The sequence below is a fragment of the Bacteroides sp. 1001136B_160425_E2 genome, from assembly GCF_015559655.1.
Classification (GTDB): Bacteria; Bacteroidota; Bacteroidia; order Bacteroidales; family Bacteroidaceae; genus Bacteroides; species Bacteroides luhongzhouii.
On record NZ_JADMQH010000003.1, the window covers coordinates 117,227 to 130,264 of the forward strand.

Genomic DNA, 13,038 nt, shown 5'->3' on the forward strand with positions numbered 1-13,038 from the left:
TAAACTCATACAATTATAATTCAAAAAAAAATTCCGCAAACATTCTCAACTATACTTATCCCTATGAGAAAAAATACTCATAGCAATGAGAAGAAATACTCATAGTAATGAGAATTTTTTCTCATTGCAGTGAGAATATACCTTTGTTAGAATAGGCTGAAACAGTTCATTACGGTGCAAAAACGAGTCGTTTTAAAGATAGCTGTTCTGATAGGAAACGTCCGGACATAAAAAAAGGAGCAACGCCTTGCTCCAACCTTTGTTAACCTTAAATCTAATACTATGAAAAACACATTGCAAAGATACGGACTCTTGGGAAATTAGTAAATTATCCAAGAAAAATAGCATGTTTTATAACACGTTTTAATAGTTTTCTCCTACTTGTTAAGAAATTACTCCTCCTTATTTCAAGGTATGTAACATTAATTTTGAAAATTGAATCGGAGCATACCGTTGATTCTCTGCTGAAAAACCGTTATCTTTGCAAGGATAATCACATTATGTACTCAATAAAGAAGAAAAGGAGACACCCGTGAACGAAGAAGAGATCGTCCTCACCCCGATGATGAAACAGTTTCTGGATTTGAAGGCAAAACATCCGGATGCAGTGATGCTGTTTCGTTGTGGTGACTTTTATGAAACATATTCTACGGATGCCATCGTTGCCGCCGAAATTTTAGGGATCACACTGACAAAACGTGCCAATGGGAAAGGAAAAACTATCGAGATGGCAGGTTTTCCTCATCATGCCCTTGATACCTATCTTCCGAAACTGGTTCGCGCCGGAAAACGTGTTGCTATCTGTGACCAGCTGGAAGACCCGAAAATGACGAAGAAGCTGGTGAAGCGTGGCATTACCGAATTGGTTACTCCCGGTGTTTCTATCAATGATAATGTACTGAACTATAAAGAGAATAACTTCCTGGCTGCCGTTCATTTCGGAAAGGCTTCCTGTGGAGTTGCCTTTCTCGATATTTCTACCGGTGAATTCCTTACGGCAGAAGGTCCTTTTGATTATATAGACAAGCTGTTGAATAACTTTGCCCCTAAGGAAATTCTTTTTGAACGTGGCAAACGCCTGATGTTTGAAGGTAATTTCGGTAATAAGTTCTTCACATTCGAGTTGGACGACTGGGTATTTACAGAAACGACTGCCCGTGAGAAACTGCTGAAACACTTTGAAACGAAGAATCTGAAGGGTTTCGGAGTGGAGCACTTGAAGAATGGCATCATTGCTTCCGGCGCTATTCTGCAGTATCTGACAATGACGCAGCATACGCAGATTGGCCACATCACTTCATTAGCACGTATTGAAGAAGATAAATACGTCCGTCTGGATAAGTTTACGGTGCGTAGTCTCGAGCTGATTGGCAATATGAACGATGGCGGAAGTAGCCTGCTCAATGTGATCGACAGAACAATCAGCCCGATGGGAGCGCGTTTGTTGAAACGTTGGATCGTTTTTCCGTTGAAGGATGAGAGACCAATCAATGAACGCTTGAACGTAGTGGAATATTTCTTCCGTCAGCCTGATTTTAAGGAACTGATTGAAGAACAGTTGCATTTAATAGGAGATTTGGAACGTATTATTTCCAAAGTGGCTGTAGGGCGTGTGTCGCCCCGTGAAGTCGTTCAGTTGAAAGTTGCCTTACAAGCGATTGAGCCGATAAAACAGGCATGTATGGAAGCTGATAATGCAAGTTTGAATCGTATTGGCGAACAGCTGAATCTTTGTATTTCTATTCGTGACCGGATTGCCAAAGAGATTAAGAATGATCCTCCTTTACTGATAAATAAAGGTGGAGTGATTCAAGATGGTGTGAACGCAGACTTGGACGAATTGCGGCAAATTTCCTATTCAGGAAAAGATTATCTGCTAAAGATACAGCAACGAGAGAGCGAGGAAACGGGTATTCCGAGTTTGAAAGTGGCTTATAATAACGTATTCGGTTATTACATCGAAGTCCGTAATGTCCACAAAGATAAAGTTCCTAAAGAGTGGATTCGTAAACAGACGTTAGTCAACGCAGAACGTTATATCACGCAGGAACTAAAGGAATATGAAGAAAAGATTTTGGGAGCGGAAGATAAGATTCTGATTCTGGAAACGCAGCTATATACGGACTTAGTACAGTCATTGATGGAATTTATTCCACAGATACAGATTAATGCGAATCAGATTGCACGTCTGGACTGTCTGTTGTCATTTGCCAATGTGGCCCGTGAGAATCGTTATATCCGTCCGATTATTGAGGATAATGACGTATTGGATATTCGTCAGGGGCGTCACCCGGTAATAGAAAAACAACTTCCGATAGGGGAGAAGTATATTGCCAATGATGTAATGCTGGATAGCAATACACAGCAGATTATTATTATTACAGGTCCGAACATGGCCGGTAAGTCTGCGCTTCTGCGTCAGACAGCATTGATTACGCTATTGGCTCAAATCGGCTCGTTTGTTCCTGCGGAAAGTGCTCATATCGGTTTAGTTGATAAGATATTTACCCGCGTAGGAGCGAGCGATAATATATCAGTCGGTGAATCTACATTCATGGTAGAGATGAATGAAGCGGCTGATATCCTGAACAATGTTTCTTCCCGGAGCCTGGTATTATTTGACGAGTTGGGTCGTGGTACCTCTACGTACGACGGTATTTCCATTGCTTGGGCTATTGTAGAGTATATTCATGAACATCCGAAAGCAAAAGCACGTACCTTATTTGCTACGCATTATCATGAATTGAATGAGATGGAGAAATCTTTCAAGCGTATCAAGAATTATAATGTATCAGTGAAAGAGGTGGATAACAAGGTAATCTTCCTTCGTAAACTGGAACGTGGCGGTAGTGAGCACTCTTTCGGTATTCATGTAGCAAAGATGGCAGGTATGCCGAAGAGCATTGTGAAGCGTGCCAATGAAATATTGAAGCAACTAGAATCCGATAATCGTCAACAGGGAATAACAGGTAAGCCGTTGGCAGAAGTGAGCGAGAATCGTGGAGGTATGCAGTTAAGCTTCTTTCAGTTGGATGATCCAATTCTTTGTCAGATTCGCGATGAGATATTAAATCTTGATGTGAATAATCTTACTCCTATTGAAGCGCTGAATAAGCTGAATGATATAAAGAAGATAGTCAGGGGGAAATAAAGCGAAAATGTATATAATGTCTTAGGGTATGTTTTCGATCGTTTTCCTGGCATTAGAGGGAAATGGTATTTATTTTATTGATAAAAAAAGAGGGATTAGTGATGTTTGAACCGCTAATCCCTCTTTTTCTGATTTAGGCTAGGCTATTTTCTTTTTCTTCTTGTCATAGAAGAACATAAAATAGACACCTATTATTATAAACGGAACGCTTAACCATTGTCCCATATTGAGCATCATGTTGTTTTCAAAATCTTCCTGGTTTTCTTTCAGGAATTCGATGAAAAAGCGGAAGGTGAAGATATAAGTCAGGCAAAGCCCGAAGAAGAAGCCACGGTGCAGTTTTTTGCTATAATTCTTGTACAGATAAATCATGATGAAGAACAGGATAAGATAGGCGATGGCTTCGTAAAGCTGTCCCGGATGGCGGGGTTGCATATCCACACGTTCAAAAATGAATGCCCAGGGTACATCAGTCGGCTTGCCGATGATTTCAGAGTTCATCAGGTTGGCAAGACGGATGAAGCAGGCTGTGATTGGAGTAGCTACGGCAATCATGTCCAACACATCCATATAATGGAGTTTTGTCTTACGGCAATACAGCCAAAGTGCTACTATCAATCCCAATGTACCGCCATGACTGGCCAATCCTTCGTATCCGGTAAACTTCCAGTTTCCGTCCGGCATAAACTTGATGGGAAGGATCATTTCCCAGAAATGAGACAGATAATATCCCGGATCATAGAACAAACAGTGTCCCAGGCGGGCACCGATCAGAATACCAAAGAAACAGTAAAAGAAAAGCGGGTCAAACTTCTTTTCTTCTATCTTTTTGTCCCGGTACTGGTAGTGAACAACAACATAAGCAAAGAATATTCCTACTGCCCACAATAATCCGTAATAACGGATGGAAATGCCGAACAGGTTGAATAGTTCGGGATTCGGGTTCCAGGTGATGTTGAGAAGTGAATACATAGGCTTGGTAGTTATTTATTTATAGTGACTGTTCTTTGAATTTTTCCGCAACCATTCGGTATGTTGGTATATCAATCCCTTGTTCTTCGGCGGCTGCAATCATATCGAAGAGCAATCCCTGTATTTCAGAGTCATGTCCGCGTGCCAGATCTTTCTGCATGGAAGCAGTGCTTTCGGGATCAAGTTTGTCGATGACTCTCAGATTGTAGCTGATGGGGTCCTCCGGGAATTCAATGCCCAGTTTCTTTCCTAAGGCGGCGCTTTCCGTAGAAAGTCCGATAAATGTATCCCGTATCTTTCCCGGTTTCTGTACTTCTCCCATCGGAACATCGTAGTAAGCGCCCGTCACAGCCATTGCAGAGATAAACGACCATTTGATAAACGTATCCCGGTTGATGTCCGATGACAGGTCTACCTTTATGCCTGCTTCCTGCAAGTCTTGTTGGATGGCTTCCAGCAATCCGGGCTTTACAATTGTACCGTGATGGGCACCATATACTAGACGGAATATCTTTCCCATTTGGGTGATTTCTCCTGTGCCGGATACGAAACCTACGATATAGATGCATCCGTCGAGAACTGTAACTTCCGGAACCAGCTTTTGTATGCGCGGTCCTGTGCCGTACACATTCAGTATAGGGATGACGACCGTGTCTTTGTGTGCTGCCCTTTTAATCAGTTCTATGATAGAATCGACCGAGTAACCTTTCACGCATACGAATACCACATCTGCTTTTCCATTGAATTCTTCAGCGGTAGTTGCCGGAATCCGGAGCGTATGTTCGCCCTTCAAATCCGACTTCAGTTTCAAACCGTTCGTTTGAATCGACTGCAAATGAGCTCCACGGGCAATACAAGTTACGTCTTTGCCTGCCAGCGACAAGAATCCTGCGATACTGCCGCCTACACCTCCCGTTCCTGCAATGAGATATTTCATATTGTTAGCGAATTAGTAATTAATAAGTCGTCGGTGGTTACTGATAATCACACGTTGAAACGGAAATGCATGATGTCGCCATCCTGTACGACATACTCTTTTCCTTCCACGCCCAGTTTTCCGGCTTCTTTCACAGCTGCTTCCGAGCCGTATTGGATATAATCTTCGTATTTGATAACTTCGGCACGGATAAAGCCTTTTTCAAAATCGGTGTGGATTACTCCGGCACATTGAGGAGCTTTCCATCCTTTTTCGTAAGTCCAGGCACGTACTTCCTGTACGCCGGCTGTGAAGTAAGTTTCAAGATTCAGGAGTCTGTAAGCAGATTTGATAAGACGTGCTACGCCCGACTCTTCCAGCCCTACTTCGGCAAGGAACATCTGACGGTCTTCATACGTTTCCAGTTCGGCGATGTCCGCTTCTGTTTTAGCCGCGACAATCAGAATTTGAGCATCCTCGTCTTTTACGGCTTCGCGTACCATATCTACGTATTTATTTCCGTTTACTGCGCTTGCTTCATCAACATTGCAGACATACATTACCGGTTTGCTGGTCAATAAGAACAGTTCGTGAGCAATCTTTTGTTCGTCTTTTGTTTCAAAAGTCACTGTACGTGCAGATTTTCCCTGTTCCAGTGCATCTTTATATTGAACGAGTACATCGTAAGCCAACTTTGCAGCTTTGTCTCCACCCGTCTGTGCTTGTTTTTGTACTTTCTGGATACGGCTTTCGATCGTTTCCAGGTCTTTTAGTTGAAGCTCGTAGTCGATGATTTCTTTGTCGCGGACGGGATTTACGCTTCCGTCTACGTGTGTCACGTTGTCATCGTCGAAGCAACGGAGTACGTGGATAATCGCGTCTGTCTCACGGATATTGGCAAGGAACTTGTTTCCCAGTCCTTCTCCTTTGCTTGCGCCTTTCACCAGTCCGGCGATATCTACTATTTCTACAGTTGTAGGAACAATTCGTTGGGGATGTACCAATTCAGCGAGTGCATTCAGACGTTCGTCGGGAACAGTGATTACACCTACATTGGGTTCAATTGTACAGAAAGGGAAGTTTGCCGCCTGTGCTTTTGCGTTCGACAAACAGTTGAAAAGTGTCGACTTACCCACGTTCGGTAGTCCGACAATACCACATTGCAATGCCATTTATCTATTTCGTTTTTATTTAGTTATCGATAATCTGACTGCAAAGATAGGCATTTTGGCAAAGTTTTAGTATTTTGCCTGGTATTTCTTATAAAAAATCAGGAATAAAGTAAATCCGATCAGAGCAAATGGTACACCTGCCAGAGCCGGATAGCGGTATCCACCACTAACAGCCAGTCCGCCTACGTAAGCACCGATAGCATTTCCGAGATTGAACGCAACCTGCACACAGGCTGCTCCCAGCATTTCTCCTCCCTTTGATACGCGGATAATTAATATCTGCTCTGGACTGGATACAGCGAATAGTCCTGCCGTACAAAGGCACATCAATAGGGCGGCTGCCCATTTATATGGAGAAAGGAAGAAAATAAGCAATAGCATCATGCAGATAAGTGCTTGAGCGGCAGTTCCTACTTTTCCGGGGGTATAGCGGTCGGAGAGACGTCCGCTAATCAGGTTTCCCACTACCATACCGAAGCCGGCAAGGATCATTAAAGGCGTAATGTTTTCTGCGGAGAAGCCGGACACATTGGTAAGCATCGGATTGATGTAGCTATACCAGCAGAATACACCGCCATTGCCTAGTGCCGTAGCGCCCAAAATCAGCCATGGAGCCGGAGTTTTAAGAAAGCGGAATTGCCCTTTAAAGCCGGTATCTTGCAAACCTTCTACATGAGGAACCCATCGCCAGATATAATACATGATAACAATTCCCCAGATACCGACCAACAGGAAAGTGGCACGCCAGGAAAGCATGGTACTTAAGGAAGTTCCCAAAGGTACACCAAACAGGTTGGCAATGGTCATTCCTGCAATCATGATGGAGACGGCTTCCGAACCTTTACCCTTGTCGGCTAGTTTCTCGGCAACAATAGAGCCTACTCCGAAGTATGCACCATGAGGCAAACCGGAGATGAAGCGGGCAGCGAGCAATACCCAATAATTGGGAGCCATAGCCGCACAGATATTACCTATCATAATTAAGGTAACTAATACTAACAGAATATGTTTTAGTGGATATTTGCGAGCCAATGTCAATACAGGTGCGCCAACACAGACGCCTAATGCATAAGCAGAAATGAAATGCCCTGCGGTAGGAATACTAATACCTAAATCTTTTGCTACATCGGGCAAAATTCCCATCATTACAAATTCGGCAATACCTAATCCCAGTGTGCCGAACGCCAATGCAATAAGACTCTTCTTCATACCAAACTTAACCTTAATACCTGTTACCTTTTTACCTTACTATTATTTGCCGCTTATTCATTTCGGCTGCAAAGGTAAAACAAAATCTTTCAGGGTGAGTTCGATGAGATGGATTTTGATTTAAATCAATTTAGACAATGTCGGTGTAAACTGATGACGGGAGATTTATGTAGTATATGTAAATTGTAGTCATTTACTTTCTTGCTAATTCTTGCAAATATTTGAAGAATTTGCAAGAATTAGCAAGAAAAGAATGTAATATTGAGAAATGTGTATTTGCTAAGTATATGATAAATAGATTTATTGTTTCCTTATCCATTCAATGATATCTTGCAGGACTTCCGGATTTATTGTTTCTTCCAACTGCCCGTATTCAGCCAATGTTCCTTTTTCGCAAGTCTGAAACAGATGATTTAAGTTCGGATAGGCTTTGACTGTTACATTTTTGTTTCCATTTCCGGTGACTCTTTCCTGGATGGCAGTCAGGTTCATGGCGGCATCCACTTGAATATCCTTTTCTCCGTTCAGAGCCAGAACCGGACATTTTAGTTTCTTCAAATCCTGGGCCGGGTCATATCTCATAAAATGAAGATACCACGGAGAAGTCATCGAATTGATTTGTGCGGATAGTTGCTGGATGGTATTTAGGTCTTTCAATTGTTCGGGAGACATTGTTTTTGTAACGTCTGCATACAGTTCTTTCTGCAACTCTTCGGGAGTTTTGTCTGTTTGTTGCAGTATGGCATATCTGTTCCGTATTGAAGGCTTCATCCCTTGCCAGACAGCATCCGGCATTCCCTGGGATTTAGAGATTAACTCTACTTGCTTCAGCATCAGACTGTCGCCTCTCACGCCCGCCCCTGCCAATGAAACGACAAATGCAATGGATGGGTCCTTTTGGGCAACGATGAATGCAATGATTCCGCCTGCGCTATGTCCGATAATTCCAATTTTCTTTGCATTTATTTCTTTTCTGCTGCGTAGATAATTCACCATTGCTTCCGTATCTGTGGCAAAATCTTCATTGGTAGCTGTTGCGTGAGTACCTTGTGAAGCGGCAGTACCCCTGTCATCACATCTAAGTACGGCAATTCCGTTTCGGGTCAGATAATCGGCGATGACAAAGAAAGGTTTGTGTCCCATGATTTCCTCATCCCGGTTCTGCGCACCGCTTCCCGTCACCATTACTACTGCCGGAAATTTAGTTCCTTTTTCGGGAAGAGTCAATGTTCCGGCAAGGTTAATTCCATCCCGTTCATTCCTCACGGTGACTTCTTCACTTCTGTAAGGGAAAGGCGGTTGAGGCTCCTGTGGACGCTTGGGGCGGCTAGCTTCTCCCTTTTTCAAATTCAACGGAAGGGGCATCCCTTGCGTAAATGTTCCGTTGATTGTATTATCACTGTTCAGCTTTCCTTTGTACGAAGCATGAATCACAGGTATCTGGATAATTAAAGTGGAATCATTGAAAGAAGTGGTCTGTGTCTTGATGCGGTTGGCTCCCTGGTCGGGACTGTCCAATGTGGTCACATAAGCGCCTTGTTCCGTTTGACTGATGTGGAATACAATAGTCAATGAACCGGTGGGAATGGAAAGTTTTCCGTGCCAGGTTCCCGAAATATCTTGGGCGGAAATAGAGGATGAGAAGAACACTCCGGCTAATAGTCCGGTAATGAATATAACAATGCAGGTAGCCTTTACTATTTTCATAAACGAAAAAATTGGGTGTAAAGATAAGATATATACAAAGGTAACTATTTTCCTCATTATAAAAATAAAACATTACCTAATCTTATCAGAATCCGGTAATATCTTATTTGGCTGTCCCTGTATACTATTACAGTTTTTATTGTTAAGCACAACCTCTATTCCAAACTATATAGCCTTCCTTAAAAAAACGATGATTCTTAAAAAAAGAATATTTAATCATCGGAGGAGGGCATCAATTGCAGTTTGGTAAAGAAAAGCAGGAAAATGCCCATGCATTTTCATACCTTGTTTCTCTGGAATAGTTGCAGGATGGACATTTCTCCCCATTATTAAACATTTGTTCTACATAAATAAATAAGTGGTGGCTAAATTTGCATCGTTATTAACTACATAATATTATGAAAAAGATAATCTATCTTGTTCCTACGTTGTCTTTAGTAGGTTGTACCTCACAGCACGTAGAAGAAAAGCCGAATGTGATTGTGATTCTTGCCGATGATCTGGGATTTGGCGATGTCAGCGCTTATGGCTCTACTACGATTCATACTCCGAATATTGACAGTCTGGCTCATGGCGGAGTTTGTTTCACGAACGGATATGCCACTTCGGCAACTTCCACTCCCAGCCGTTATGCTTTGATGACCGGAATGTATCCGTGGAAAAATAAGGATGCAAAAATCCTGCCGGGAGATGCTCCTCTTATCATTAATGAAAATCAGTTTACCTTGCCGAAGATGATGCAGCAATGCGGTTATGTGACCGGAGCTATCGGAAAGTGGCATTTGGGGATGGGAGACGGCAATGTCAACTGGAACGAAACCGTCAAACCGGGTGCCAAAGAGATCGGTTTCGATTACTCTTGCCTGATTGCAGCGACCAACGACCGTGTCCCGACGGTTTATGTGGAAAACGGTGATGTAGTAGGGCTTGATCCGGCCGACCCTATCGAAGTGAGCTATGAGCATAATTTTGAGGGCGAACCGACTGCCATCTCTCATCCGGAGATGCTGAAAATGCAGTGGGCACACGGACACAATAACTCTATAGTAAACGGAATTCCCCGTATCGGATATATGAAAGGCGGGCAGAAAGCCCGTTGGAAAGACGAAGATATGGCCGACTATTTTGTAGATAAGGTGAAGCACTTTGTAACTGAACACAAAGATGCTCCTTTCTTCTTGTATTATGGTTTACACGAACCTCACGTACCTCGTGCTCCCCACCAGCGCTTTGTGGGCAAAACAACGATGGGGCCTCGTGGTGACGCCATCGTTGAGGCAGACTGGTGTGTCGGCGAACTGCTTGCCCACTTGAAGAAAGAAGGACTGTTGGAAAAAACACTGATTATCTTCTCCAGTGATAACGGACCGGTTCTGAATGATGGATATAAAGACGGTGCTCTCGAACTGGCAGGCGATCATTTTCCTGCAGGAGGGCTGCGCGGAGGTAAATATAGTTTGTTCGACGGTGGTACGCATATTCCTCTGTTTGTTTATTGGAAAGGAAAAATTCAACCGGTCGTATCCGATGCACTGGTTTGCCAGGTAGATATTCTTGCTTCTCTAGGTTCGATGGTACATGCTGATTTGCCGGAAGATCTGGATAGTCGGAACTACCTGAATGCTTTCTTCGGAAAAGAACAGACTGCCCGCAAAGATGTAGTGCTGGAAGCACAGGGACGTATGGCTTATCGTTCGGGCGACTGGATTATGATGCCTCCTTATAAAGGTTCCGAACGAAACCTGACCGGAAATGAATTAGGTAATCTGGGTGAATACGGTTTATTCAATGTGAAAGCTGACCGGACTCAACGTCAGAATGTGGCGGCACAGCATCCCGAACTTCTGGACTCCCTGAAGCTGAATTTCTTTGCTGAAGTAAAAGGATACTACCGCAGTGAAGTAGAAGAAGAACCATTAAAGTAAGGTCAAATGTCCATTCTGAACATAAATCCCGGTGATAGAACAATCGTTCTATTCTATAGGAACTTATTTTCCTATCTTTGCTATGTTCGATGTCGAACTATAATTAACCTTGAAGATTGATGATATGGGAAATGCTGTTTTTTTCTTCCTCTTTATATTATTGATTGCTTGTCATTCAGGGTCTCCTTTGGCAGATTTTTCCAATCAGCCGGCATTTTCCTCTACGATCTTGAATCCGGAAGAGGTTTGTCATCAGTTTTGTATCTATCAGTTTTGTGTAAAATAGAGAGTACTATCTTTTTAAAGTGATATATTATGAAAGAAAATATGTATATGAAAGTGAAGGCTTTTTGGATGTTTGTATTGCTGTTCTTATGTTCGATAGGGACAAAAGCACAAGAATTGGGAGCGAACTATAATGAAAATATCGACTACCCGATTACGGAAATAGAGATGCTGAAGAAATCGAAAGTAACTTGGGTGAGAGGGTTTGTCAATATCCCCAATCTGTTTCTTCAAAATGAAAACGGGAAGATTGTAGGCGTGAAAGAAAATGCCATCAGAACACATATCCCTACACTGAAGTTTATTCAGGCCAAGAAAGCGTTAGGCGATCGTGTGAAATTCATGTTGAGTCTGAAAATACCTTTTGAGTTATATACCGACACGGTTCCTAAAGTGGGGACTCAGGAAATGGAGTACATATTCCGTGCAACGGAAGTGTTGCTACAAACTTATCAAATGGCACAACACATTGACATCCTGGTCATGGGTAACGAACCGGAATGGGAGAATGCATTGGATACCGATCTTTGTCATGCGGATGGTGAGGATTATCGGGCATTTCTGAATGAGTTTGCCAATCGGTTGACTACTTGGAAACAGGCTAATGGCTGGACATTTGATATTTATGCCGGAGCATTGAACCGTGTGTCCGAATTGCCGAAGAGCGAAACGGTACCTGCGGTAGTCTCTGTGGTTAATAACAATCCTAATGTTGTAGGACTCGACTTACACGTTCACGCATTGAATATAAATCAGGCGGAAGACGATTTTCGCATTATCCGCAATAAATATGGTGTAACAAAGAAACTGATTTGTACGGAATTCTCTATGGTGCGTGCTTTAAATCCTCATGTAGCCGATGCGCTGGGAGAATGGGGCACCAAGCATGGTTATACGGCTGGGATGAAAATTTACGAATATCTTAATCTGATAGCCGAAAAAGCTAACGCCGGTACACCGGTTAGTGCTACCGAGTTCAAGAGCCTTTTTGAGAGTTATGCCTGGTATCCGAAGAACTGGTATAAGACTTTTTATGAGGTGTTCAAGAAATACGATACGTATGCCATTACCGGACGTTTCAGCGTGGTTCCCGGTGGGGCGAGAGCTGTTTACGATGCGAATACTGAAATGTGGGAACTTGGAGGAATTTATTTTTCCCGTTATTTAGGACTTGATACAGACGGATCTTACAATCCCAATCCATTGTTATATCCTGATTTCATAGCTGCCCGGGATGGATTGGTAGTTTCCAGTCTTGTCGGAGGGCAACGGGAATTGTTCATTAGTTGGGGTAATGGAGCCGATAAAACAGGCATATTATCAGTAACAGATGAAAATGGAACAGAAGTGGTACGTCGGTCACTTGATTCGGAGAATGACTATACATTGGTTGAAAATCTTGTTCCCGGAACGACCTATCATGTAGCATTGCTGAAATCAGATGATGCTGTGTTATGGGAGGACGATGTTAAGACCAAGGCTGTGGCAGGAAAGTTTCCTTTGTTGAAATATCAACAAGTGGATGAATATATGTTAGTACAAATATTAAATTTGCCGGCTGATGTCTCATCTTATAAAGTAAAGCTGGATGGACAGGAAATCAATATAGTGAATAAGAACCTGAACGGACAAATACTTACCGCCGAAGTGACTTATAAGGATGGATCGGTAGAAGTGTTGTCGACAACTATTAGAAAGTAA

Annotated in this window: 8 protein-coding genes; 3 read left to right on the top strand and 5 right to left on the bottom strand. The window is 42.8% G+C overall.

All coding sequences use genetic code 11. The annotated features are described in order from the left end of the window. Positions 1–562: 562 nt before the first annotated feature. Positions 563–3,151, top strand: coding sequence for a DNA mismatch repair protein MutS (gene mutS, locus I2I04_RS03890; protein ID WP_143258958.1), 2,589 nt, complete (start codon positions 563–565; stop codon positions 3,149–3,151). 138 nt (positions 3,152–3,289) lie between these two features. Here the strand turns inward: mutS and lgt are convergent, their stop codons facing one another. From lgt to I2I04_RS03915, 5 genes are all read right to left on the bottom strand, one after another. Continuing rightward, a complete protein-coding gene (lgt, locus tag I2I04_RS03895) occupies positions 3,290–4,123 on the bottom strand; it encodes a prolipoprotein diacylglyceryl transferase (RefSeq protein WP_143258830.1) in 834 nt (277 codons plus the stop codon). A gap of 19 nt (positions 4,124–4,142) precedes the next feature. Beyond that, entirely contained in the window at positions 4,143–5,060 is a 918-nt protein-coding gene (locus I2I04_RS03900; RefSeq protein ID WP_195654358.1) for a ketopantoate reductase family protein, read from the bottom strand. A gap of 47 nt (positions 5,061–5,107) precedes the next feature. Next, positions 5,108–6,211 (bottom strand): redox-regulated ATPase YchF, encoded by a 1,104-nt coding sequence (gene ychF, locus I2I04_RS03905; protein ID WP_195654359.1) that lies wholly within the window; start codon positions 6,209–6,211, stop codon positions 5,108–5,110. Positions 6,212–6,277: 66 nt separating this feature from the next. Beyond that, positions 6,278–7,420, bottom strand: a complete 1,143-nt coding sequence (gene araJ, locus I2I04_RS03910) for an MFS transporter AraJ (RefSeq protein WP_195654360.1) — start codon at positions 7,418–7,420, stop codon at positions 6,278–6,280. A gap of 300 nt (positions 7,421–7,720) precedes the next feature. Next, positions 7,721–9,127 (bottom strand): alpha/beta hydrolase family protein, encoded by a 1,407-nt coding sequence (locus I2I04_RS03915; protein WP_195654361.1) that lies wholly within the window; start codon positions 9,125–9,127, stop codon positions 7,721–7,723. A gap of 398 nt (positions 9,128–9,525) precedes the next feature. Here I2I04_RS03915 and I2I04_RS03920 point away from each other — a divergent pair, with 398 nt between their 5' ends. Next, positions 9,526–11,052, top strand: a complete 1,527-nt coding sequence (locus tag I2I04_RS03920; RefSeq protein ID WP_195654362.1) for a sulfatase-like hydrolase/transferase — start codon at positions 9,526–9,528, stop codon at positions 11,050–11,052. Between the two features lie 327 nt (positions 11,053–11,379). Beyond that, a complete protein-coding gene (locus tag I2I04_RS03925) occupies positions 11,380–13,038 on the top strand; it encodes a hypothetical protein (protein WP_195654460.1) in 1,659 nt (552 codons plus the stop codon).